The sequence below is a fragment of the Niallia sp. WK069_GA_01 genome (assembly GCF_983173855.1).
The window spans coordinates 1734778-1761450 of the sequence record NZ_OZ470138.1; the positions used below are offsets into that span (position 1 = coordinate 1734778).

Below are 26673 nucleotides of genomic sequence, written 5' to 3' on the forward strand. Positions count from 1 at the left end.
CGGAATTATTGAGAGGAACGCGGAATAATCGAGAGAACCGCGGAATAATCGAGAGAAACGCGAAATAATCGGGAGGAACGCGGAATAATTGAGAGAAACGCGGAATAATCGGGAGGAACGCGGAATAATTGAGAGAACCGCGGAATAAATGGGAGGAACGCGGAATAATCGAGAGGAACGCGGAATAATCGAGAGGAATGCGGAATAATCGAGAGGAATGCGGAATAATTGAGAGAAATGTGGAATAATTGGGAGAACCGCGGAATAATCGCAAAATAGTTTTGCTTCAAACAAAAGTTTATGTTTTCTGAAGTCAGTTAGCCATCTTATGTAAGCGTTTTATCTATTTTAACGCTTCCCTCACCTCGTCTACTATAAGATGACTCCCGTGGAAAAGTGAAAAAGACGAGGCCATGCAGTAAAACGAGGATGAGCCGCGCCAGCCCCATGGAAAGCGAAATGTATTCGACTACGGACTACTTAAGTGCGCGCCGCTTTTTAAAGATTGTTCAAAAAGTCCGGTAAAAATAACGCGTCGAATTTCTTCGTTAACTTCCCTTTTCGGCTTCTCACGTATCCAACGAGAGGATCTTCAACAAAAAAAAAGCTCACGTCCTGTGAGCAACGTTGAAGTCACCACATCCCTTGGAAGGGCGATGCTCAAAGTAAAGCCGCCTTGAACTTCTTGGTCCTTTTTATTCTCCTTTGAACACGCACATTTAGGTGAATTGTCTAAAAAAATAAAGTCTTATTTAAACTTCTTCTATTTTTCAAGAAAACTTGTTTATTCCAACTCATGGAAGGAGATACTAATTTTTAGCAGCATGATAATATTCGGGAGGTATTTATATGAGTTGGACGGAGATAGCTTTATTTGTCCAATTATTTTTTGGAATAATAATTGGACTGTATTTTTGGAATTTGCTGAAAAACCAAAGAACACAAAAAGTATCGATTGATCGAGAATCAAGAAAGGAAATGGACCAATTGCGGAAAATGCGAGCCATTTCCCTGACAGAACCTTTGTCTGAGAAGGTTCGTCCTACAAGCTTTGCCGATATTGTAGGGCAGGAAGATGGGATAAAAGCATTGAAGGCAGCTCTTTGTGGTCCTAATCCTCAACATGTTATTATCTACGGGCCGCCTGGAGTAGGAAAAACAGCTGCCGCAAGACTGGTTTTAGAAGAATCAAAAAAGAATCAGAAGTCTCCTTTTAAAACAAATTCTGTCTTTGTAGAATTGGATGCAACGACAGCAAGGTTCGATGAAAGAGGAATAGCTGATCCATTGATTGGATCTGTTCATGACCCCATTTATCAAGGTGCTGGGGCAATGGGACAAGCAGGAATACCTCAGCCAAAGCAAGGTGCTGTCACAAATGCACATGGTGGAGTATTGTTTATTGATGAAATCGGTGAACTTCATCCAACGCAAATGAACAAGCTGTTGAAAGTGCTGGAAGACCGAAAAGTTTTTCTTGAAAGTGCCTACTATAATGAAGAAAATACGCAGATACCAACCCATATTCACGATATTTTTCAAAATGGTCTTCCTGCTGATTTTCGTTTAGTTGGGGCAACAACAAGAACACCTAATGAAATACCGCCAGCTATTCGTTCGCGCTGTATGGAAGTATTTTTCCGAGAATTAACAAAAGAGGAAGTAGTGAAAATTGGCAAAAAAGCTGCTGATAAAGTAAGATTGGGAATTAGTGATCAATCATTAGAAATATTAGCAGAATATGCAAGAAACGGCAGGGAAGCAGTAAATATGATTCAAATCTCTGCTGGATTGGCAATCGGAGAAGATAGAACCTTTATTAAAGAGGAAGAATTAGAATGGGTTATTAATTCTAGTCAGCTCATTCCTCGTATGGAAAGAAAAATAAACAAAGAGTCTTCTATTGGTTCTGTAAATGGTCTCGCTGTATATGGTACGAATATTGGTGCATTGTTAGAAATAGAGGTTACCGTTATACCAGCCAAGGAGAAGGGATCCATTAATATAACAGGTATAGTGGAAGAAGAGAGCATTAATGGACAAGGGAAATCAATAAGAAGAAAAAGTATGGCTAGAGGATCCATCGAAAATGTCATTACGGTTCTTCGTTCGATGAATGTACCGGCAGACCAATACGATATTCATGTAAACTTCCCAGGTGGAATACCCATAGATGGTCCTTCTGCTGGAATATCAATGGCTTCCGGGATATACTCAGCAATTTATAAATTTCCAATTGACCATAAAGTAGCAATGACAGGTGAAATAAGTATTCATGGAAAAGTGAAGCCTGTCGGCGGGGTGCTTGCAAAAGTAAAAGCAGCGCAAAAGGCAGGCGTAAACAAAGTAATTATTCCACAAGAAAATATGCAATCTGTATTACAGGAAGTACAAGGTATTACATTAATTCCGGTTACCACATTAAAAGAAGTACTAGATCATGCTTTAATTAAAGAGCATATAAAAGACGAGATAATTCCAGCTGCAATTGATATAACAAAGAAAAAAAGCATGTAAGAAGTTGTTCAAAAAGTCCGGTAAAAATGACACATCGAATTTCTTCGTTGGTTTGCTTTTCTGCTTCTCACGTATTTAACGAAAGGATCTTCCACTAAAAGCGCTCACGTCCTGTGAGCAACGCGGAAGTCACCACATCCTGTGAAAGGCCGATGCTCGGGAGCAAACCGCCTCGAACTTTTCGATCCTTTTTATCCTCCTTTTTGAACACGCACTGTAAGTAAACAAGCTTTAATTTTCCTGCGATGGTGAAAATTAAAGCTTGTTTTCGTTTATGCCTTTATAACCATTAAAAATAGAAAGGAACGTTTTCCTAACAGAGCAAATGCTTTATAATGGAGTAGGGTAAAATGTAGGTTAGTTAAGCTTTTATTAAAAAGAAACCGCTTTTTTATCTGTATAATAAAAATTATTTGTTACATTATGTCCTTTTCACTTGTCTAATTAAGTACAATCTTATGTATCCCCTTTATTTATTCGTTATTTTAGCGGAAAATTTTTTTGTTCACAAGACATATTACTGACCGTTTGTTAAGATACTAATATTAGTTATAAGCTAAAATGTTGAAACTGAAAAGTCGTCCAATAAAAAACATGATTGGCTACCTTTAGATTGTAAGGATATTTTTTGATAACAGATGTCGTATTTAGAAAAGAAAAAGTTCTAATCAGTATAAACGGATAATAACTCTAGTTAATAGACACTTTTTCATAAATAAGATAGAATTGTACAAAGTATTAGAAATGTAAAGGAACTTTTTATTGCTGGAGGTGCAACGTTATGGAGAAAACGAATAATACAATTGTCCCCCTCCTGCCGCTTCGAGGTTTGCTTGTTTATCCAACGATGGTTTTACATCTAGATGTTGGTCGTGAAAAATCGGTGCAGGCACTTGAAAAAGCAATGGTAGATGACCATCTAATTTTTTTAACCATGCAAAAGGATATGGATATGGATGATCCCTCTGAAGAGGATCTATACAAATTAGGTACACTAACGAAAGTGAAGCAAATGTTAAAGCTGCCAAATGGTACAATTCGAGTATTAGTGGAGGGGCTTAAAAGAGCAGAAATTCAAGAAATAATAGAAGAAGACGGATATTTTGCGGCGAGCTTAAATGTATATGAAGAAGATACTTCCAAGGATGTGGAAGACGAAGCATTAATGCGCACATTGCTTCAATACTTTGAGCAATACATAAAAATTTCAAAGAAAATATCAAATGAAACATATTCTACAGTTGCAGATATGGAAGAGCCAGGAAGAATGGCCGATATTATTTCTTCTCACTTACCAATTAAGTTGAAAGAAAAACAGCATATTTTAGAAACACTAGAAAACAAAAAAAGAATTAATTATGTGATTGATATTATTCACAATGAAAAAGAAGTCCTGAACTTAGAAAAGAAAATTGGACAGCGTGTGAAAAAATCAATGGAAAGAACACAAAAGGAATATTATTTACGAGAACAAATGAAAGCCATTCAAAAAGAGCTTGGTGATAAAGACGGCAAGAGTGGAGAAGTAAGCACACTTACGGAAAAAATAGAAGCTGCTGGGATGCCAGAACATATCAAAACAACTGCTTTAAAAGAACTGGATCGTTATGAAAAAATCCCGTCAACTTCTGCGGAGAGCTCGGTTATTCGAAATTATATTGAATGGTTAATTGCATTGCCTTGGTCAAAAGAAACAGAGGATGATCTAAATATTGTCAAAGCGGAAAAAGTATTAGATAAAGACCATTACGGGCTTGAAAAGGTAAAAGAACGAGTATTAGAGTATTTAGCGGTACAAAGTTTAACGAAATCCTTAAAAGGACCAATTTTATGCTTAGCAGGTCCTCCAGGTGTCGGGAAAACTAGTTTGGCTCGTTCCATTGCAAAGTCTCTTAATCGTCATTTTGTTCGCATTTCCCTTGGAGGCGTTCGGGATGAGTCTGAAATACGAGGGCATCGCAGAACGTATGTAGGAGCTATGCCTGGCAGAATCATTCAAGGAATGAAAAAAGCTGGAACAATCAATCCAGTATTTTTATTAGATGAAATTGACAAAATGTCTAATGATTTTCGTGGAGATCCTTCAGCAGCTATGCTGGAAGTATTGGACCCGGAACAAAATCATAGCTTTAGTGATCATTATATTGAAGAAACGTATGATCTTTCCAAAGTAATGTTTATTGCTACAGCCAATAATTTAGCTACCATTCCTGCTCCTCTAAGAGATAGAATGGAAATCATTTCGATTGCTGGTTATACAGAGATTGAAAAAATACACATTGCAAAAGATCATCTACTCACCAAACAAATTAAAGATCACGGTTTAACAAAAGGGCAGCTTCAAATTAGAGAAGATGCCATTCAAAAAATTGTCCGATTATATACGCGTGAAGCAGGCGTACGAAGCTTGGAAAGACAACTTGCCACGATTTGCCGAAAAACTGCGAAAATAATTGTGACAGGAGACAAGAAAAAAATTATTCTTACAAGCAAAAATGTAGAAGAGTTTCTGGGTAAACCGAAATTCCGATTTGGCCAGGCTGAATCAGAGGATCAAGTGGGCGTTGCAACTGGGCTTGCTTACACTACTGTTGGTGGTGACACACTTCAAATAGAAGTATCATTAGCGCCTGGGAAAGGCAAGTTGGTTTTAACAGGAAAACTTGGCGATGTGATGAAAGAATCTGCTCAAGCAGCATTTAGTTATATTCGTTCTAAATCAGAGGAGCTTGGCATTGATCCGAAATTTCACGAAAAAAATGATATTCATATCCATGTTCCAGAAGGTGCAGTACCAAAAGATGGACCTTCAGCAGGGATTACCATGGTTACTGCACTTGTCTCCGCCTTATCGGGTCAATCGATTAGAAAAGAGGTTGGAATGACAGGGGAAGTAACATTAAGAGGCAGAGTGCTGCCGATCGGAGGGCTAAAGGAAAAATCATTAGGCGCCCATCGAGCAGGTTTAACGACCATTATTTTGCCAAAAGACAATGAAAAAGATATAGAAGATATTCCAGAAAGTGTACGTGAGGATCTTGAGTTTATCCTTGTATCTCATGTAGACGAAGTATTAAAACATGCTCTGAACGGAAGTGTAAATTCTTGAAAGTAAATAGTGCAGAAATCGTAATTAGTGCTGTAAAGCCACATCAATATCCTGAAACAAATATACCAGAATTTGCGTTGGCAGGTAGATCAAATGTAGGGAAATCCTCCTTTATTAATAAAATGCTTGGAAGAAAAGCGTTAGCGCGTATTTCGTCTAAGCCTGGTAAAACACAGACATTAAATTTTTATTTAATTAATGAAATTCTTCATTTTGTGGATGTGCCAGGATATGGCTACGCAAAAGTTTCAAAGAAGGAACGAGAAGCATGGGGAAAGATGCTGGAAACGTATTTCACATCAAGAGAACAGCTGAGAGCGGTTATATTAATTACCGACCTTAGACATGCTCCATCAAAAGATGATGTTTTAATGTATGACTTTTTAAAGCATTATGATATTCCTTGTGTCATTATTGCGACAAAAGCGGATAAAATATCAAAGTCACAATGGCAAAAGCATTTAAAAGTTACAAAAGAAACATTCGATTTAAGTGAGAAGGATTACCTTATTTTATTCTCTTCAGAAACGGGCGAAGGAAAAGATAAAGTGTGGTCTTTGCTTCAACATCTGGCTAAATAAGTGCATATGTAGATAGTGAGTGCTGAAAAACGGCACTCACTATTTTTATTGTTTTGGTTTTGGGGGCGATATGTGCACTGTTTTTGATTAAAGCAGGGATGTAGGAGTTCTGCAAAAAAAGCAATAAAGGCAACGAGGATACTCTGGCGCAGTCCAGCAGGAATATTGACAGAGTAATATAAGAATCCATTCCGATTAAAAGCGTATGCTTAATTCTTAGTTATCACTTTTTCCTAGAAACTAAATAATATCCTCCAACAAGCAGGAATAAGATAGGGATGATTTTTCTCATGGCTGCAGGACTGAGTTTTAAAAAGCCAACTGTTTTAAGGATGTCTTGGTAAAACAACAGTAGAAATGCTAATAGCAGAAATAATAAGCCATTTACCATTCCTTTCCCTGTTTTTTGATGCTGAAGAATAAATCCTAATGCAATAATTAATACAAAGGTGCCAGCATGATCTGGCCATATCGATAGTTTATGAACTAAATGAAAATGAAGACCAAATCCTGTTAAAATTATGCCAGGTAAAATGAAACTAAAATCTTTTCCTCCATATCCTTGAAATAAAAAAGCAATGCCGATGATGAATAGCAAGGTCGGCCAAACTAACAGAAAAGAAATGGATGGAATAGGATACTCTTTTAAAAGAAAATATAAGCCAAACCCAATTAAAATAATGCCAGAGAATAATTTTTGTGTTTTCATAAGTCCTCCTGTTTGTCTTTCTTTAGCAGCAATCTTATAAATATATTGGTGAAACTGGTCTCTTTTGTGCTGTGTATATGCATTCAATACGTATGCGAGGTTTTTTTGACAGATGAAGCTGTCCAATAAGTTATTCTAACAAAGCTATCAAAAGATTCAACTAAATAAAGCAGAAACGTGTTGCTTGTTTTATCTTTTTGTTAGGAAATGTATAGCTGATTTTGGTCATTATTCATTTCGACATAAAAGGGAGGTACTCCTTTATAAAATGTAAAAACCTTTTTTGTTGTTTTACATTATGGCTACCCTGAAAAAAGGTTCCGCAGGTGGAATACCCTTCGCTACGCTGCGGGGTCTCGTTCGTCTCGCAATCCCATAGGAGTCTTCGTGTATTCCGGCTGCTTGGTATTGTCTTTCTTTTTAGTGTCTATATAAAAAATCGCTGTCACATAGGGGGCAGCGATTTAAAAATTTAAGATGCGGATATTTGTATTTTATTTTCTGATTTAGTTTTTACTATTTTCCTATATCGATAGTTAACGAAAGCTGCAGCAGCAACTCCAACAATCGATAGAGCTGAGTCAAATATAAAGATAATGGAAATATGCCCGGTTTTTGACATGATTCCAGTAGCGATTGGCAATAGAACGGAAGCTAACCCGGCTGCTGTTGCAACAAGTCCAGTTACGGAACCCTTCTTTTTCCAAAATAATTCTGTCATGATTGTGATGGTTAATTGGAAAACGCCAGCTGTGGAAAATCCTAAGAAAAAGGAAGCAAGAATAGCGATGCTTGGTGCTTTAATGGATAATAACACGAGCACTGAAAAAAAGGTAATGATCGGATAAACAACTACAACAGTAATCGGTTTTATTATTTTCTTTAATAGAATGGATAATGCTAAAACAGAAAGCAAGGCACCAATGCTGTAAAAACTTAATAGCTTAACAGAACTTTCCGCGCTCATGCCAATTACTTCTTGTCCAAAGGTTGGAAGCCAAATTTGCGAAACGGTAAACAGCGAAGTAGAAGTAAAGCCCATGATAATAAGAGCAATCCCTTCCTTCCAGAACCGTGGTTCCGATTGGAATTTCCCCACTTCAGTTGTAGTATCGAGTAACGGAGCATCTTCTACCTTATGATTAGGAAATGATCTTTTAAATAAGAACAGCGTGTTTAAAAGATAAATGGCTGCAGGCACAAAAAACGCATAACCATAAAAAAATTCATGGTTTGCAAAAAAGGCAATCATGATTGGAAGCAGAGCAGCTCCGGCTGACATAAATGCTTTTATTAATACACTGGCAGACCCTGTTGCTTTAGGGAATATTTCAATAAGTGCTGGATATGTTCCAGCGTCCATAGCGGAATTAGCAACTCCGGCAAGTATGGCAAACAAAAATGCTATTTGATAGGTTGGAGCTAGTGGAATGCCTACTAAAAATATGGCCATTATCAGCCCGGAAATCAGGACAAGCGGTTTTCTTCCAAATTTGTCTGATAAGATGCCAGAAAGAGAATAAGAAAGTAATTTGCCAATTCCAATCGCCGAAATAATATAACTAATTCCTGCATGATCTGTATTTAGCTGTTTCATTAAATAAGACATATTTGATGCAAGCATAATATTGACCATGCCAAGCAATAAATAGTTTATATAAAGGCTTGAGGCAGTGTTTATATAGTTGTTTTTCATCGCGTAATCTCCTTGTTGCAAATAATGTCTGACATCTTCACATTTTATTGGTATATAAAAAGAATTGCAACCTTAGATTTTTAATTGGATAGTGATTCAAACTAAAGAAATAAACTAAAAGCATGTGTAAAAAGAAGAGGAATATCAAAAATTCTCAGAATAAAAGGAGTAAGAAAAGGGAAAAAAAGGTATGATATTATTAGGTTATTTTTCGAAAAGATAGTTGCTGTTAGACTAGCAGGAAACTAAGTACTTTTCTATTATTTTTGGTAAAAACAACAGCTTTGATAAAACAGCCTATCATTCATAATTTTAGGGTGAAGAAAAAGTGCCATTTACTGGATGCAGGGCTTTGTATGGATGCAGAAACGGCAGAATTTCTATAGCGTTGAATCATCTGGCTGGAAATAAATCGTTGCGGAAAATGGAAGCTACTTATGATAAAATGTAATAGATTTGGTTTTATCATAAGTAGAAAAAGAGCAAGGTTAAATATTGTTTTTATCGACTTTGCAAAAGAGGATAGAAATGTTATCTTTTCATTCCTTTCAGACATTCATGCTAAGAAAGATTTACACCATGGTGATGAAAAGAAGTAATTTACAGCACAAAGTAGCTTGCGGGTTAATCGAGAGTGCAGTGCTATTTTCAAATTCTTGTACAAGATTTCACAATTTGTTCACAAATAAGGAAGACTTTATCCATACATTCATAATCAAAATCTGCTATAATAAATCCATATTTAGAATTATTATAAATAACTTACTGTTTATTTGAATTGTTAGGGGTGTCATTTAGCTTATGCATATAATGGTTGTTGGACTTAATTATAAAACGGCCCCAGTAGAAATACGCGAGCGTTTAACGTTTGATTCATCCAAAATAGGGGAAGCGATGAATCAATTGCAAAATAAAAAGAGTTTATTAGAGAATGTCATTTTATCTACATGCAATAGAACAGAAATATATGCGGTAGTCGATCAATTACACACTGGTCGTTACTATATAAAAGAATTTTTATCAGAATGGTTTGGGATGGAGCAAAATGAATTTGTTCCATATTTATTTGTGTATGAACAAGAAGGTGCAATTAACCATCTATTTCAAGTAGCATGCGGATTAAACTCTATGATTGTAGGAGAAACGCAAATACTTGGTCAAGTACGAACTAGTTTTTTGGAAGCCCAAAAAATCAGTGCTGTTGGAACGGTTTTTAATCAGCTTTTCAAACAAGCTATTACATTAGCAAAAAGAGCGCATACGGAAACAGAAATCGGTGGAAATGCAGTCTCTGTTAGTTATGCAGCAGTGGAATTGGCAAAAAAAATCTTTGGAACGATTGAAAATAAAAATGTGCTTATTTTAGGCGCCGGAAAAATGGGTGAATTAGCTATTGAGAACCTATATAGTAATGGCGCGAAAAATGTGACGGTGATAAATCGCACATTTGAAAAAGCACAAGGATTGGCTGATCGTTTTGAAGGGCAGGCAAAACCGCTGAATGAGCTGCAATGTGCTTTGATTGATGCAGATATCGTTATCAGTTCAACAGGATCCAATACTTTTGTTATTACAAAAACGATGATGCAAAATATTGAAAAAATCCGCAAAGGAATGCCGCTTTTTATGGTGGATATTGCTGTTCCAAGAGATTTAGATCCGGATATAGCTGAATTCGAAAGCGTGTTTCTTTATGATATTGATGATTTGGAAGGTATTGTGGAAGCAAATATGCAGGAGCGTAAAAAGGAAGCTGCCAAGATTATGCTGATGATTGAAGAGGAAATAGTAGAATTTAATCAATGGCTGCATTTATTGGGAATTGTACCAGTTATATCTTCTTTGCGCGAAAAAGCATTATCGATTCAATCTGAAACAATGAAAAGCATGGAAAGAAAGCTGCCGCATCTAAGTGAACGGGATAAAAAAGTGTTAAACAAGCATACAAAAAGTATTATTAATCAACTATTGAAAGACCCGATTCTCCAAGTCAAGGAGCTAGCATCAACAGAGGATGCGGAAAAATCGTTAGCGTTATTTGTGAAAATCTTTCAATTGCAAGATATGTTACAAGAAGATCAGCCATCGAAAGTAGAAAAGGAAGTATATAGATCTTCTGTTCAAACAACTTTACAACCCTAAGCGGTCTGCTTCTTTTAAATTGTATTGTTGTTCGTTTCATTTCATTTGAATTGTGTTGTTAAAGGGGAAGCAAATATGCAGGATATGTACATGACAAGGCTTCATGAATTTATGCTTATTTTATATGCATTTTCTGTTTTGTTTTATTTTTTTGATTTTATGCATAATAACCAGAAAGCAAACAAAACGGCTTTCTGGTTACTTTCATTTGTTTGGGCATTGCAAACCTCGTTTTTGGGGTTGTATATGATGGAGACTGGGCGATTCCCTGTACTAAGCATTATGGAAGGATTATATTTTTATACATGGGTATTGATTTCCTTATCCCTTGCGATAAACCGTTTGTTAAAAGTGGACTTTTTTGCTTTTTTTACGAATGTTTTAGGTTTTATCGTTATGGCCATTCATACGTTTGCTCCTATTCGGGAGCAAAGTGAAAAGCTTGCTGCACAAGCCGTTTCTGAACTGCTTTTTATTCATATTACTGCAGCTATTTTATCTTATGGTGCTTTTTCCTTGTCTTTTATTTTTTCCCTTCTATATTGTATTCAATTTGATCTGCTAAAAAAGAAGCGATGGGGAAAAAGATTAAAAAGAATACCAGATTTGGCGAGGCTTGAGCATATTTCTTATGTTCTAAATGTTATAAGTGTTCCGATTCTTTTAATCGCTCTAATTCTAGGCATTCAATGGGCAATTATTCAAAAACCTGACTTTTTTTGGTATGATCCAAAAATCATTGGCTCATTTATCGTATTATTAATATACAGTAGCTACTTATATTTACGTGTATCTAAAAAGCTAAGAGGGAAAAATATCGCTCAATTAAATATTGTTAGTTTTTTGATTGTATTAATCAATTTTTTTTTAATCGGCAATTTTTCTGCTTTTCACTTTTAAATGGAATAAAGAGGTGTGAGAACAGCTATTACATATGTTCATAAAAGCGGGCGTACTTTACTACTTTTCTTATACAAAGAAACTTTTATGCTAATACCAACAGCAAAGGGAAGAAAGTATTGTTAGGAAAAGCTATGGTTCAAATTTTTTTGGAGGTGTTTTATGAGGAAAATCATTGTTGGTTCAAGAAGAAGCAAATTAGCGATTACACAAACAAATTGGGTGATTGAACAACTCAAAAAACTAGATCCGTCTTTTGAGTTTGAAGTAAAAGAAGTGGTGACAAAAGGGGATGTTATTTTAGATGTAACCCTTTCGAAAGTTGGCGGAAAAGGATTGTTTGTGAAAGAAATAGAGCAGTCCATGTTAAATAAAGAAATTGATATCGCCGTACATAGCATGAAAGATATGCCTGCAATTTTGCCAATTGGGTTGATTATAGGTTGCATTCCACCGAGGGAAGATCACCGAGATGCTCTAATTAGTAAAAATCATATTCCTTTAAAAGAGTTGAAAAAAGGGGCTGTTATTGGAACAAGCAGCTTAAGAAGAGGGGCACAGCTTCTAGCAGAACGACCAGATTTGCAAATTAAATGGATTCGTGGGAATATCGACACTCGCCTGAAGAAGCTAGAAACAGAAGATTATGACGCGATTATTTTGGCTGCTGCTGGTTTAGCGAGAATGGGTTGGACAAGTGATGTGGTAACTGAATTTTTAGATCCGGAAGTGTGTCTGCCGGCTGTCGGTCAAGGAGCACTTGCTATTGAATGCAGAGAAGATGATAAGGAAGTATTAGAGCTATTAAGCAAACTATCTAGTGAAGAGACAACAAGGACCGTTTATGCGGAAAGAGCCTTTCTGAATAAAATGGATGGAGGATGCCAAGTTCCGATAGCTGGATTTGCAGAATTAGATGGTAAGGAAGTTGTTTTAACAGCACTTGTGACATCGCCAGACGGAAAAACGGTTTATAAAGAGAAAATAAGTGGAAATAATCCAGTGGATGTCGGAGAGCTTGCTGCATCTGTTTTAACAAAAAAAGGGGCGAAAAAATTAATTGATCAGTTAAAAGAGGAGAATATTATTGATGGCTGATCCGCTTTTTGGAAAAACAGTGCTGATTCCACGTTCCAAAAAACAAGCAGCATCTCTTTCTGAAAAAGTTGCCTCATTAGGCGGCAGAGCAGTAGAAATTCCTTTACTAGAATTTAGCGAATGTCCACTTTCTGCCGAAATAATAACAAGATGCGTCAAGGGAAGCTATTATGATTGGTTTGTTTTTACAAGCAGCAATGGGGTGCAGGCATTTTTTCATCAGCTGGATCGTTTTGAAGGAAAAATCCCTAAAATAGCCGTAATTGGTGAGAAAACAACGAAGACACTGTTATCATTCGGGTACAAACCTGATTTTGTCCCAAGTGAATATGTGGCTGAAACCTTTGTAGAAGAATTTAGTTTGATTGTAAGAAATAATGAAAAAGTGCTAATTGTAAAAGGAAATTTAGCAAGAGATTATCTTGTTATCAATCTAAAAAAAAGAAGTGCTTGTATAGATGAAGCGATTGTATACCATACGTATTTTCCAAAGGAAAGTGAAAAATTGCTCGCTAATGCGTTAAGTGCAAAAGAACTTGATATTCTTTTTTTTACTAGCACATCAACGGTCGATCATTTTATGTCTGTTGTGGAAAAATATGATTTGCACAGCAAAATAGACGATTTAATGGTTGTTTGTATTGGTCCTGTTACAAAAGAAAGGTTAGACTATTATCATATCAACGTCCATGTGATGCCGGAAGTTTTTACGGTTGAAAGCATGATGGAAGATTTAGTTCACTATTTAACAATCAACAGATAGAGGAGAGATTGAAGACAATGGAATTTAAACGCCACCGCAGACTTAGACAATCTGCAAGCATGAGAGCACTTGTAAGAGAAACATATTTACATACGGAAGATTTAATTTACCCTATTTTTGTAGCGGAAGGAGAGAATATTAAGCGGGAAATTTCCTCGATGCCCGGTATATTTAATCATTCTTTAGATCGTCTAGGAGAGGAAATGGATGAAGTACAACAGCTTGGAATAAAGTCCGTTCTTTTATTTGGCATCCCATTGGAAAAAGATGAATGTGGCACACAAGCCTTTCATGATCATGGAATTGTCCAGGAAGCAATTCGTTTTATCAAAAAGAATTATCCCGAAATCGTAGTTATTGCAGATACTTGTTTATGTGAATACACAAGTCATGGACATTGCGGCATTGTTGAAGAAGGAAAAGTGTTAAATGATGAATCGCTTGAACTGCTTGTGAAAACGGCAGTAAGCCAAGCGGAAGCGGGTGCAGATATTATTGCACCATCCAATATGATGGATGGTTTTGTTGCAGAAATCCGTAAAGGCTTAGATAAAGCAGGCTATTTAGATATACCAATAATGTCTTACGGAGTAAAATATTCTTCTGCTTTTTATGGTCCATTCCGCGAGGCGGCGGATAGCACGCCACAATTTGGAGATCGAAAAGCATATCAAATGGATCCTGCCAACCGTTTAGAGGCGCTAAGAGAAGCAGAATCAGATGTAGCAGAGGGAGCAGATTTCCTTATTGTTAAGCCTGGTCTGCCATATTTAGATATTGTTCGCGATATGAAAAATGAGTTGCATCTTCCAATCGTTGTCTATAACGTAAGCGGTGAGTACAGCATGGTAAAAGCGGCAGCGCAAAATGGCTGGATTGATGAACAACGAATTGTAATGGAAATGCTTGTTGGAATGAAACGTGCAGGAGCAGATTTGATTATGACTTATTTTGCAAAAGATGCTGCGCGCTGGTTAAAAGAACAATAAAGAAATGAGGGGTATATATGCGTTCCTATCAAAAGTCACAAGAAGCCTTTAAAGAAGCGGTTCAGTTAATGCCAGGTGGTGTAAACAGTCCGGTACGTGCTTTTAAATCAGTAAAAAGAGATCCTGTATTTATTCAATCAGGAAAAGGGTCTAAAATTTATGATTTAGACGAAAATGAATATATTGATTATGTATTGTCTTGGGGACCACTAATTTTAGGACATGCTAATGATCAAGTAGTAGAAGGGATAAAAAAGGTTGCAGAACTTGGCACAAGCTTTGGTGCACCGACCTTAATAGAAAACAAACTTGCTGCACTTGTAAAAGAGCGAGTACCATCGATTGAAATCATCCGTATGGTTTCATCTGGTACAGAAGCAACAATGAGTGCCATACGTTTAGCTCGTGGATATACAGGCAGAAATAAAATAATTAAATTTGAGGGCTGCTACCATGGACACGGCGATTCTTTGCTGATAAAAGCTGGTTCAGGTGTTGCTACACTAGGGTTGCCTGACAGCCCAGGAGTTCCAGAAGGTGTTGCTGCCAATACAATTACAGTTGCTTACAATGACCTTGAAAGCATCCGTTATGCTTTTGAAACATTTGGAGACGATATCGCTGGTATTATTGTCGAACCAGTTGCAGGGAATATGGGAGTTGTGCCGCCAAAACCAGGATTTTTACAAGGGCTGCGTGATATTACGACCCAATATGGAGCATTGCTTATATTTGATGAAGTAATGACTGGTTTCCGAGTAGACTATGGCTGTGCACAAGGCTATTTTGGCATTACCCCAGACTTAACCTGCTTAGGAAAAGTAATTGGTGGCGGACTTCCTGTAGGAGCATACGGTGGTAAAGCAGAAATTATGAATCAGATTGCACCAAGCGGTCCAATTTATCAAGCAGGTACATTATCAGGTAATCCATTGGCAATGACGGCAGGGTATGAAACATTATCTCAACTGTCAGAAGAGACATATACGATGTTTGTTCACAAAGCGGATAAACTGGAAGCTGGTTTATATGCTGCAGCCAAAAAATATGATATTCCATTTACCGTTAATCGGGCAGGATCAATGATTGGCTTCTTCTTTACCAATGAAGATGTGAAAGACTATGAGAGTGCGAAAACATCTAATTTAGATTATTTTGCCCAATTTTACAACGCCATGCTCGAACAGGGCATATTCCTGCCCCCGAGCCAGTTTGAAGGAATGTTCTTATCCACAACCTTAACAGATGAAGAAATCGAAAAAACAATAACAGCAGCAGAAACAGCATTTTCACAATTGAGAAAATAAGAGGGGAATTTCCCCTCTTATTTTTTTTGTTAGACATCCATGCAACTAAATTTACAATATGGTACATGAAAAAAGCAGGTTTCTTAGATTTACAAGCAGGAGCAGTCAGAATACCCGAAGACTCTTAAGGAAATTGTGGGACAGGCTCACACAGCGAGGAGGTCGGCGCCCGCGCCATGGAAAGCGCCTTTTTTCAGGGAAGACTCATGAAAATTAACTAATTAGAAGAAGATTCTAACATAAATTGAACTTTTCATTCATAAATTGTAATTGACATAGTGATAAACGTAAAAGGAATGAAGGGAGGAGTCGCTTTGTCTCAAGAAAATTCGTCTACTTTACGGTTTTCATTGGAAGAGTCAGTCTGGTTTCAAAAAGGACAGGAAGTAGAAGATTTGCTTTCTATTTCACTTGACCCGAATATAACAATCCAAGAAAACGATCAGTATATTACCATTCAAGGTTCATTAGAATTAACAGGAGAATACACTCGGTCTCAAGAAAATCAATTAGAAGATGAGGAAGTTTTTAAGGCTCCGAAATTAATGCATTCCGTTATGGAGAGAGAAGAAGGTGTTTGTGAATTTTTACATCATTTTCCTGTCGATATAACAATTCCGATCACAAGAATTACTAGCCTGGATGATATGGAAGTACAAGTGGAAACATTTGATTATGTATTTCCAGAAAGAAGCTGCTTGAATTTAACAGCAGATTTATCTATTACAGGATTAACCAATGATGCACAGCAAGAAATTCAGGAAGACAATGAAATAGAAGAAGAAACGGAACTGGCTTATAGAGAGCAGGAAGAAGCAGAAGAAGATGTAGAACTTGCTTATAGAGAGCAGGAAGATATAGAAGAAGTAGAACTGGCTTATAGGGAGCAAGAAGATACAGAAGAAGTGGAACTTGCGTACAGAGGGCAAGAAGATACAGAAGAAGATGAGGAGTTTTATGAGGAAGAGCCGATTGAGATTGCGGTTAGCCCTTTTCAAGCAGTAAGTCCGCTTTTGGAGGAAGAAGTTCGCCATGCTGGTGAAGAAACAGAAGATGGAAACGAGTTATATGAACCATTTGAAGTGGAAGTGCGAAAGTCACCAGAGGCCGAGGAAGATTTTGGAGTTGCAGAGGAAACAGAAGACAATATTGTTCCGTTTTTTTCTGAATCAGTAAAGGATGAACAAGAGATTCCAACATATAAAGTAAATAAAGAAGAACAAGAAATGAAAGTGGCATTATTCCGAAATCAAAAAGATACGTACCCTGCTGATGAGGTTTTTCAAAAGCCGCCACAAGATTCTTCTGAATTAAAATTAGAAGAATCCTCTTATCAAGGTGATTTGGAAGATGCAGAAGAGATAGAAGAATCATCTTCTCATAATGATAAGGATGCTAAAAAGAAAAAGGGCATTTTCAAAAAAACAAAATCGTTAACCTTTACAGAGTTTTTTGCTAGAAAAGAGGAAGAAACTCATACAAAAATAAAAGTTTGCATTGTGCAAACTGGAGAAACACTGGAAAAATTAAGTGAGCGCTATAATATTCAAGTTCATAGCATTTTAAAGGAAAATCAAATGGAAGCAAATCAGGATATTTATGAAGGTCAGGTGCTATATATTCCTGTTAAATATGCTGAAAAGTAATAATAGTGCGTGTTCAAAAAGGAGGATAAAAAGGACCAAGAAGTTCGAGGCGTCTTCACTTTGAGCATCGGCCTTCCGCAGGATGTGGTGACTTCAACGTTGCTCACAGGACGTGAGCGTTTTTAGTGGAAGATCCTCTAGTTAATACGTGAGAAGCGGAAAAGTAAGACAACGAAGAAATTCGCCGTGTCATTTTTACCGGACTTTTTAAACAACCTCTAAAAAAACAGGCAAGTATGGCTGCCATCCCTGCTTGGCTGTTTTTCTTTTGTTCTTCTCTCAGGACGTAAAATGTTAGGTTAATAGTGGAAAATAGTGTTCGTTTTTTAGAAAGAGTGGGAGCGTATGAGTGAAAAAAACACAATAAAAAAATATACCCCCATTTTAAAGCCTTATGCAGTAGAGCCGCATTTCGTAGAGGAGTTTGGTCATATAACAAAAATCTACTGTAGTAAAGGAACCTTTGCTTTAAAGGGGATTGATCCACATAATGGATCTGATTTTATTAGGCATGTTAGAACATTATATCAAAAAGGCTATAACCGGATTGTTCCGATCTTTCCAACGGTGGATGGAAGATATGCTATTCTGTATGAGCAAAAACTTTATTATTTAATGCCATGGCTGCCAAATGAGGATCGGGAGAATTATTTTAAAAAGCAGCAGCAGATGTTTCGAGAATTAGCAAGACTTCATATATTATCGTCAAAGGAAGTTACCATAGAAAAAGAAGATAGACAAGAACATTATGAAAATGCATTATTAGAGTTGGAAAAAGAACAAGAATTTTTAGATGGATTTATTGAGCAATGTGAAAGTACAGAATATATGTCGCCATTTGAATTAATGTTTTGCATGTATTATCACGATATTAGGCAAGCTTTAAAATACTCAGAAAACAAATTAAAAGAATGGTATGAACAAACAAAAGAGGATGAAAAAGCTAGAGTATCTATTATTCATGGAAAAGTTTCTCCAGAGCATTTCCTTTATGATGAAAAAGGCTATGGTTATTTCGCCAATTTTGAACATGCTAAATATGGTCCCCCAAGTCATGATTTATTGCCATTTTTAGCCCGCTCCTTAAAAACAACTCCAAAACAAAATGAAGATTGTATGGATTGGCTATATACGTATTTTAATTATTATCCACTTCGCTCAGATGAAATGTTATTATTTTTAAGTTATTTAGCCCACCCGGGTCCTGTTATTAAAGTTTGTGAACGATATATGAAAGAAGATTATATGAACAATGAACGCAAATTTACTCAAAAGCTGTTAAGGAATTATTGGCTGTTAAAGAATACGGAATATATTGTAATGAGGGTAGAAGAAATAGAGAAGCAGAAAAAAGCGCAGCAGGAAGCTCAAGCAGAAGGAGAGACTCAAGATTAACAAGCATCTTGGGTCTTTAGTTTATGTTCAATATAGTAAAGTGGGAAATTAGAAAACCCAAGTGCGCGAAAGCCTTGGGTTTTAAATAATATCTAAGTATATAGATAATGCAAGTACGATGAGCAGGGAAAGAAATAGGACATCGAATGTGGTTGGCAGCAGCATGGTGCGGATTCCTTGGAAGATGCAAAATGGAATAATAAACTTTGCGCTGGCATTTCGAACTGTTCTCAACCATGGCGGCAGTGAGTATGGATTAAATCTTTTTTTCAAAAGAATACCTCCTTAAACGCTTTTACATCTAGTATATGTGAGGGTAGCCTATAAAGTACCTTTTAGAGTTTCTTTTCTAGATGCTATCTTGAAAAGAGGGTTTGGTTCTCTCGATGGTTCCGCAGGTGGAATACACTTCGCTTTCCTGTGGGCTCATCTACGAGCCTCCTCACTGCGCTGCGGGGTCTCGTCTTTCTCGCATTCCCACGGGAGTCTGCGTGTATTCCATCTGCTCTGTACTAAAAATTACTTCTTTTCATGCGTGGTGGTGCGAACTTGTTTGCATGGGTGTCTATTCTGAAGAGGCTTTGGTTCTCACAAACGGGTCCGCAGTCAGAATACACTTCGCTTTCCATGGGGCGGGCAGTGAGCCTCCTCGGAGTAAACTCCTGCGGGTCTCGCCTGTCTCGCAAATCCCATAGGAGTCTGCCTGTATTCTGGTTGCTCTCTGCTTTAAACTCAAGCCATAAAACAAATAGAAAGCTGCTTCTTTTCATGTACTATGGTGCGAATTTGTTTGCATGGGTGTGTCTAAGGAGGGGGTGTGTTGGGTTTTCTTGAGAAAAATGGCACTTTTTAATCGTAGGTTCATATACTTAAAATAAATAAATGAATAATTTTTAAAAATAACGGGTATCCTTATTGACGAAAATAACTTTTTTTCGGTAGTATATCTTATATAGGTTGTTCAAAAAGTCCGGTAAAAATGACACGTCGAATTTCTTCGTTGGCTTCACTTTTCCGCTTCTCACGTATCAATACCATACGCTACGATGCTCAAAGTGAAGCCGCCTTGAACTTCTTGGTCCTTTTTATCCTCCTTTTTGAACACGCACTTATATACATATATGTTGATAGCGATGACAGGGAGAAGTACAATGGTTAGTTGTTTTAAAGAGAGGAAATCGGTTGCTGAAAGATTTCCATTCAACCTATTGGAAGGTAGCCCTAGAGCTTCTTTTGCGAACGGTAGCACTTATTAGTGAGAGACGGAGAGAATCCGATATCATCTTGAAAGAGCCAATGATTTTTATTGGAAAAAAGGTGGTACCGCGAACAAAACTCCATTCGTCCTTTTATGACGACTGGAGTTTTTTTATTTGCAAAAAAATCCTTTTGAACAGGAAAAATAGATGGTAGGAGGAAAAAGAATGGAAACAAATGAAATTTCAATGCCAACAAAATATGACCCGAAGGAAATTGAAAAAGGACGATATGACTGGTGGGTAAAAGGCAAGTTTTTTGAGGCGAAGCCGGATGCTGGAAAAGAGCCGTATACGATTGTTATTCCACCGCCAAATGTAACAGGAAAATTGCATTTAGGACATGCTTGGGATACGACATTGCAAGATATATTAACAAGAATGAAAAGAATGCAGGGGTATGATGTATTATGGCTTCCTGGAATGGATCATGCAGGTATTGCAACACAGGCAAAAGTAGAAGAAAAGCTGCGCAGCCAAAATATCAGCAGGTATGATCTTGGAAGAGAAAAATTTGTTGAAGAGACATGGAAATGGAAAGAAGAATATGCAAGCCATATTCGCGAACAGTGGTCAAAATTAGGATTAGGTTTAGATTATTCAAGAGAGCGTTTTACTTTAGATGAAGGCTTGTCAAAAGCTGTTCGCGAAGTGTTTGTTTCTTTATATAAAAAAGACTTGATCTACCGCGGGGAATATATTATCAACTGGGATCCGTCTACAAAAACGGCTTTATCGGACATTGAGGTTATTTATAAAGACGTACAAGGTGCTTTTTATCATATGAAATATCCTTTGACAGATGGTTCTGGCTATATTGAAGTGGCAACAACTCGTCCGGAAACAATGCTTGGAGATTCAGGCGTTGCTGTACATCCTAAAGATGAGCGCTACCAGCATTTAATCGGCAAAAAAGTTACTCTGCCAATCGTAGGAAGAGAAATTCCAATCGTAGCAGATGATTATGTAGAAATAGATTTTGGTTCTGGAGCAGTAAAAATGACACCTGCACATGATCCGAATGACTTTGAAGTGGGTAACCGTCATAACTTGGAACGTATTCTAGTAATGAATGAAGACGGAACAATGAATGAACGTGCAGGAAAATATAACGGAATGGATCGTTTTGAATGCCGCAAACAAATTGTAAAGGATTTACAAGAAGCAGGCGTACTATTCAAAATCGAAGAGCATATCCATTCGGTTGGCCATTCGGAAAGAAGTGGTGCAGTTGTTGAACCATATCTTTCTACTCAATGGTTCGTAAAAATGCAGCCACTAGCAGATGAAGCAATCGCTTTACAAAAGCAAGAAGAAGAGAAAGTGAATTTTGTGCCAGAGCGCTTTGAAAATACGTATCTGCGCTGGATGGAAAATATTCGCGACTGGTGTATTTCCCGTCAATTATGGTGGGGACATAGAATTCCTGCTTGGTATCATAAAGAAACAGGAGAAGTATATGTGAACGAAGAAGCACCAGAAGATATAGAAAACTGGGAGCAGGATACGGACGTACTAGATACATGGTTCAGTTCCGCACTTTGGCCGTTTTCAACAATGGGCTGGCCAGATACAGAAGCTGCAGACTTTAAACGCTACTATCCAACAGCAGCACTTGTAACTGGATACGACATTATATTCTTCTGGGTATCCCGTATGATTTTCCAAGGACTTGAATTTACAGAAGAAAGACCATTTAAAGATGTTTTAATTCATGGACTTGTTCGTGATGAGCAAGGACGCAAAATGAGTAAATCATTAGGAAACGGCGTTGATCCAATGGATGTTATTGCCCAATATGGAGCAGACTCTTTACGCTACTTCTTATCAACAGGAAGTTCTCCAGGCCAGGATTTGCGTTTCAGCATGGAGAAAGTAGAGTCTACTTGGAACTTTGCTAATAAAATCTGGAATGCATCCCGTTTTGCTTTAATGAATATGAACGGCTTAAAATTTGAAGAAATTGATTTATCTGGAGAAAAATCAGTTGCAGATAAATGGATTTTAACAAGATTAAATGAAACAATTGAAACAGTAACTAGACTTTCTGACCGCTACGAGTTTGGAGAAGTAGGACGTGTGCTTTACAACTTCATTTGGGATGATTTTTGCGATTGGTATATTGAAATGGCGAAGCTTCCTTTATATGGCGAGGATGAAGCAGCGAAACTTACAACAAGGTCTATTCTTGCTTATGTATTAGATAATACAATGCGCCTATTGCATCCATTTATGCCGTTTATTACAGAAGAAATCTGGCAGAATCTTCCGCACAATGGTGAAACTATTACGGAAGCGAAATGGCCGGAAGTAAATCCTAGCTGGACAGATGAAAAAGCAGCAAATGATATGAAGTTATTAGTAGAAATTATTCGTTCTGTTCGTAACAGCCGTGCCGAAGTAAATACACCAATGAGCAAAAAAATCAATATTCTGTTAAAAGCAAAAGAGGAAGAAATTCAACGAACATTAGAAGAAAATAAAGCATATATCGAACGCTTCTGTAATCCAGAAACGCTTGAGATTGCTACAGATCTTTCTATCCCAGATAAAGCGACGACATCTGTTGTAACCGGAGTAGAAATCATTCTCCCATTAGAAGGATTAATTAATATGGAAGAAGAAATTGCAAGACTGTCAAAAGAATTAGACAAATGGAATAAAGAAGTGGAACGTGTTCAGAAAAAATTAAGCAATGAAGGCTTTGTGAAAAAAGCGCCTGAGAAAGTAATTAATGAAGAAAAAGCAAAAGAACAAGATTACTTAGAAAAACGTGCAACAGTGGAAGCACGGATAAAAGAATTAAAAGGGGAAGCTTAATAAAGTTTAAGTCTTTCCATAAAAAACGAGGCGAATCCTATTCTGGGTTCGTCTTCGATTATCAAAAAAATAGTTTGGATGAAAGGCCCTTTTCCAAAGATTGTTGTTTTAAACAGGTTGGTTGATTTGTTATTTGATAGGACTTACTTTTTCTGGATGTCTCAGAAACACCAATGAGGCTTAAGTGGCAACTCAATGGAAAGCGCCGAGCATCTTGAGCGAAAAATCAACTTGCTTGTTTCATTTCACTAGCAACAAAGTCAATGAAAACAGCCTAATTAACTTAAAAGCAGGTGTTTAGCATGTTCCCAACATATGAGGAAGCATTAAATTGGATTCATTCTCGATTAAGATTAGGTATAAAGCCGGGATTAACAAGAATGAACATGATGATGGAGAAATTGAATTTTCCAGAAAAACAAATAAAAACAGTACATGTAGGCGGAACCAATGGGAAGGGATCAACGGTTACCTATTTACGCTGTATATTAGAAGAAGCTGGTTTAACAGTTGGCACATTTACTTCACCCTATATCGAGCAGTTTAATGAAAGAATTAGTGTAAACGGTATCCCCATTGCGGATGAGGAAATAAGAGAGCTTGCGAACAGAATGTATCCTATCGTGAAAGAAATGGATCAATTAGAAATAGGAGGACCGACTGAATTTGAAATTATCACGGCTATGTCGCTTTACTATTTTGCTTATGTTCATAAAGTAGATATTGTTCTCTATGAAGTAGGCTTAGGTGGTCGTTTTGATTCAACGAATATTATTTCACCACTTTTATCTATAATTACGAGTATTGGTTTAGATCACACTGCTATTTTAGGCAATACGTACGCAGAAATTGCCTTTGAAAAAGCGGGAATTATTAAGAAAAATACACCGATTATAACTGCAGTAAAGCAAAAGGAAGCGGAAGAAGTTATTATTAAAAAAGCAACAGACGAAACTGCACCGATCTATTTGCTAAATAAACATTTTATGATAGAAAATCATCAATCGATTCTTAAAGGAGAGCGCTTTTCTTTTAAAACGGCTGCAACAAAAATGCAGGATTTACATATAAGCATGATGGGGGTGCATCAGACAGAAAATGCCTCATTAGCTATATTGGCAGCCCTTTTATTAAAACAAGAAAGCTTTCCGCAAATAAAGGAGGAAGCGATTCGTGCTGGGGTAATGGAAGCAAAATGGCCAGGACGATTTGAAATCATTTCAGACAATCCTTTGATTATATTGGATGGCGCTCATAATGAAGAAGGAGTACAAGCTTTAACAGAGGAACTAACGAAAAGATACCCTAATCGCAAAAAAAGGATCTTATTTGCCGCACTTAAAGACAAAAAAACAGATAAAATGATTCAGCAATTAGATAGAATTGCAGAACGAATCGTATTTGTTTCCTTTGATTATCCACGGGCTGCTACTTGCTACGAACTTTATGAAGAAAGTAATCATCCACATAAATCGTATGCTGAGGAATGGAAGCAAGCGATAAATGAGCAAGTAGAAAATATAGGAAATGATGAAATATTTGTGATAACGGGTTCACTTTACTTTTTATCGGAAGTGAAAGCATATTGGAAGCAGAAAAAAAGGGAAGATAAATAAGTTTCCCTTTTATAAATGGGATATATTTCAAAAATATAATATAGAGAAAAAATTTTTATGGAGTATACGGAATTACCAGAATAATAGAAAAAAAGATAGATTATTAGAGAAGAAAGGTTTAGTATAAATATAATGGGTGAAGATGAATGATAGAAGTAATCTCCCGGAAAAATTATCATGATATATCAATTTGGAAATTAGGTGAAGTATTTGGTTAAATCATCTATCAAAAAAACAATATGGGCCATTTGGATTGTACTTATTCCTGCTGGATTATGGTTTGTTCACCATGAATTCCCACCTGATTTAGCTGGGCATACGTGGAATGTTGTAGCGTTTCTGTTATTTATGTCTATCGTTGCATTTATGCCAATGATTATAAATGGACGTCCTGTATTCTTCTTGCAATGGGCAACCCTTTCTGTTTTTTTAATCTTTGGTTTATTTATTGAAACAGTACTTGTACAGATTGCTCTAATCGCACTGCTTTTTCAAGTGAAACTGACTAAGAAAAGCTTATTCCGTTTTCCTATGAATTCCATTATGTTTTTTCTTGTATCATTATGCAGCGGTCTTATTTATTATAGCTTGGGCGGTAAACATGCTGCTGATATTCTAGGAGACTTGCAATCATTTTCATTAGTTATTCTTTATCCTTTTTCTTATTTTTTATTAAATTCTTTTTTCATCTATTTAATTAATCGTTATGTTTATCACAATAAAGATAAATTTATAACGATAGATTTAGTGTGGGAATTTATTACGACAGTTATTACATATCCAGTTGGCATTGCCCTTTATATTATGTATGAAGATATTGGTTTAGTGGCTCTTGTATTAATTGGTATTCCTTTTATTTCTCTTTCTGTCATTTTGCGGTTATATCATTCCAGCAAATCGGTAAATGATTATTTAACAAAGATTGCCGAAATTGGCCATCAATTATCTCAAAATTTATATGTAAAAGAAGTGATTGATTTTTTTACTGAAAAATTAATTGAATTATTTCCAGTAGATTATGTTTTTATTCAGGAGGTAAATGACAAAAAGGAACTAAAGTTAATTGCAAGAGTTGAACTGAATGAGCGGCTCCCTTTATTTGAAAGTACTCTTCACGAAAAGGAAGGGTTAAGCGGTAATGTATTAGCAGCTAAAGAAACGCTTATTTATCATAAGCAAGAAGATTGGAAAAGTTTAAACAAAGGATATATGCCAGCAGAAATGGAAAGTGCTTTATGTATGCCTCTTGTAAAAAACAGCAAGGTTATTGGTGTTTTATTATTAGGAAGCAAAAAGAAAAAAGCATTCGCCCATATAAATTTAATGATTGTGGATCTGCTTTCTACTCAATTTGCAATTGCATTGGAAAATGCTAAATATTTTGAAAAAACAAAAGAATTCAGCGAAAGATGTGCTCTGACAGGATTATATAACTATCGTTTTTTTGATAAAATTTTGGCAGAAAAATTTATGGAATTAAAGCATCAACAAATAAATAACTTAGGGTTGATTATGTTAGATATCGATCACTTTAAATCTGTTAACGATACTTACGGCCATCAGGCTGGAAACGAAATATTAGTGGAGTTCTCCGTTAGAATTAAAAAATTAATTGGTGAACACGGCATCGTTGCCAGGTATGGTGGAGAAGAATTTGTTGTTTTATTAACAAACACAGAGGCAAAGGAAGCATGGAATTTAGCAGAATTTATTCGTAAAATGATGGAAACCAGACCATTTATCATGAAGCAAAGTATGAACGGAAAAGAAAAACAGGTTCATATAACAGCATCATTAGGGCTTGCCATGGCCCCGCAAGATGCTGATGACCCAATAGCATTAATAAGACATGCAGATAGAGCCCTGTATGTAGGAGCAAAACGGGAAGGAAGAAATCGTGTTGCTTGTTATATGAGGTAAAACTGTATGCAATTACAATTTCATGGAAGTATTTTGGAACTTCGAAAGTGGAAGTTCTTTTTTTTTCTAAAAAAAGATGTCAGGACCTATAATATTCTTTGAAATAGGTATATTGGGAATGATACAATCACTAGGATATTAGATTCATAATATATAAAGAAAAAACTATCTTAGTAAAAAAGTACTTGATATAATGATGTTAGATAAAA

General features: G+C 36.5%; 17 protein-coding genes and 1 other annotated feature. Of the genes, 14 read left to right on the plus strand and 3 right to left on the minus strand.

The annotated features are described in order from the left end of the window. Positions 1-849: 849 nt before the first annotated feature. The 3 genes from lonB (at position 850) to yihA (ending at position 6207) form a co-directional block, all read left to right on the plus strand. Entirely contained in the window at positions 850-2517 is a 1668-nt protein-coding gene (gene lonB / locus AC5LWL_RS08160; RefSeq protein ID WP_493433843.1) for an ATP-dependent protease LonB, read from the plus strand. A gap of 781 nt (positions 2518-3298) precedes the next feature. After that, positions 3299-5626, plus strand: a complete 2328-nt coding sequence (gene lon, locus AC5LWL_RS08165; protein WP_493433844.1) for an endopeptidase La — start codon at positions 3299-3301, stop codon at positions 5624-5626. Beyond that, positions 5623-6207: a ribosome biogenesis GTP-binding protein YihA/YsxC gene (gene yihA, locus AC5LWL_RS08170; protein WP_493433845.1), complete on the plus strand. Its 585-nt coding sequence runs from the start codon at positions 5623-5625 to the stop codon at positions 6205-6207. Before lon ends, yihA begins: the two co-directional genes overlap by 4 nt. Positions 6208-6430: 223 nt before the next feature. Here yihA and AC5LWL_RS08175 read toward each other — a convergent pair whose 3' ends face one another. Together AC5LWL_RS08175 and AC5LWL_RS08180 are read right to left on the minus strand one after the other, a co-directional pair. Continuing rightward, positions 6431-6916: a LiaI-LiaF-like domain-containing protein gene (locus AC5LWL_RS08175; RefSeq protein ID WP_493433846.1), complete on the minus strand. Its 486-nt coding sequence runs from the start codon at positions 6914-6916 to the stop codon at positions 6431-6433. 472 nt (positions 6917-7388) lie between these two features. Continuing rightward, complete coding sequence (locus AC5LWL_RS08180; RefSeq protein WP_493433847.1) at positions 7389-8612, minus strand: MFS transporter; 1224 nt, start codon at positions 8610-8612, stop codon at positions 7389-7391. Positions 8613-9413: 801 nt separating this feature from the next. On the opposite strand from AC5LWL_RS08180, the gene hemA reads away from it, so the two are divergent. The 8 genes from hemA (at position 9414) to ysxE (ending at position 18852) form a co-directional block, all read left to right on the plus strand. Then, a complete protein-coding gene (gene hemA, locus AC5LWL_RS08185; RefSeq protein WP_493433848.1) occupies positions 9414-10754 on the plus strand; it encodes a glutamyl-tRNA reductase in 1341 nt (446 codons plus the stop codon). 75 nt (positions 10755-10829) lie between these two features. Then, positions 10830-11654: a cytochrome c biogenesis protein gene (locus AC5LWL_RS08190; protein ID WP_493433849.1), complete on the plus strand. Its 825-nt coding sequence runs from the start codon at positions 10830-10832 to the stop codon at positions 11652-11654. 162 nt (positions 11655-11816) lie between these two features. Further along, entirely contained in the window at positions 11817-12752 is a 936-nt protein-coding gene (gene hemC / locus AC5LWL_RS08195) for a hydroxymethylbilane synthase (protein WP_493433850.1), read from the plus strand. Further along, on the plus strand, positions 12745-13515 hold the full coding sequence (locus AC5LWL_RS08200; protein WP_493433851.1) for a uroporphyrinogen-III synthase: 771 nt from the start codon (positions 12745-12747) through the stop codon (positions 13513-13515). Before hemC ends, AC5LWL_RS08200 begins: the two co-directional genes overlap by 8 nt. Before the next feature lie 17 nt (positions 13516-13532). After that, a complete protein-coding gene (gene hemB, locus AC5LWL_RS08205) occupies positions 13533-14504 on the plus strand; it encodes a porphobilinogen synthase (RefSeq protein WP_493433852.1) in 972 nt (323 codons plus the stop codon). 17 nt (positions 14505-14521) lie between these two features. Next, on the plus strand, positions 14522-15811 hold the full coding sequence (gene hemL, locus AC5LWL_RS08210) for a glutamate-1-semialdehyde 2,1-aminomutase (protein ID WP_493433853.1): 1290 nt from the start codon (positions 14522-14524) through the stop codon (positions 15809-15811). A gap of 314 nt (positions 15812-16125) precedes the next feature. Beyond that, complete coding sequence (locus AC5LWL_RS08215; protein WP_493433854.1) at positions 16126-17457, plus strand: LysM peptidoglycan-binding domain-containing protein; 1332 nt, start codon at positions 16126-16128, stop codon at positions 17455-17457. A 345-nt stretch (positions 17458-17802) separates the two neighbouring features. Further along, a complete protein-coding gene (gene ysxE, locus AC5LWL_RS08220) occupies positions 17803-18852 on the plus strand; it encodes a spore coat protein YsxE (RefSeq protein WP_493433855.1) in 1050 nt (349 codons plus the stop codon). 81 nt (positions 18853-18933) lie between these two features. Here the strand turns inward: ysxE and AC5LWL_RS08225 are convergent, their stop codons facing one another. Then, positions 18934-19125: a YszA family small membrane protein gene (locus tag AC5LWL_RS08225; RefSeq protein ID WP_493433856.1), complete on the minus strand. Its 192-nt coding sequence runs from the start codon at positions 19123-19125 to the stop codon at positions 18934-18936. Between the two features lie 851 nt (positions 19126-19976). Next, positions 19977-20204 (plus strand) — a binding site (T-box leader). Positions 20205-20276: 72 nt separating this feature from the next. Between AC5LWL_RS08225 and AC5LWL_RS08230 the strand changes: the two genes are divergently transcribed. The 3 genes from AC5LWL_RS08230 to AC5LWL_RS08240 all read left to right on the plus strand — a co-directional run bounded on the left by AC5LWL_RS08230 (position 20277) and on the right by AC5LWL_RS08240 (position 26464). Beyond that, the gene (locus AC5LWL_RS08230; protein WP_493433857.1) at positions 20277-22928 is read left to right on the plus strand and encodes a valine--tRNA ligase; all 2652 of its coding nucleotides are present in this window, start codon (positions 20277-20279) and stop codon (positions 22926-22928) included. Positions 22929-23230: 302 nt separating this feature from the next. Then, positions 23231-24544, plus strand: a complete 1314-nt coding sequence (locus AC5LWL_RS08235; RefSeq protein WP_493433858.1) for a bifunctional folylpolyglutamate synthase/dihydrofolate synthase — start codon at positions 23231-23233, stop codon at positions 24542-24544. A 201-nt stretch (positions 24545-24745) separates the two neighbouring features. Further along, positions 24746-26464: a sensor domain-containing diguanylate cyclase gene (locus AC5LWL_RS08240; RefSeq protein WP_493433859.1), complete on the plus strand. Its 1719-nt coding sequence runs from the start codon at positions 24746-24748 to the stop codon at positions 26462-26464. Positions 26465-26673: the final 209 nt, after the last annotated feature.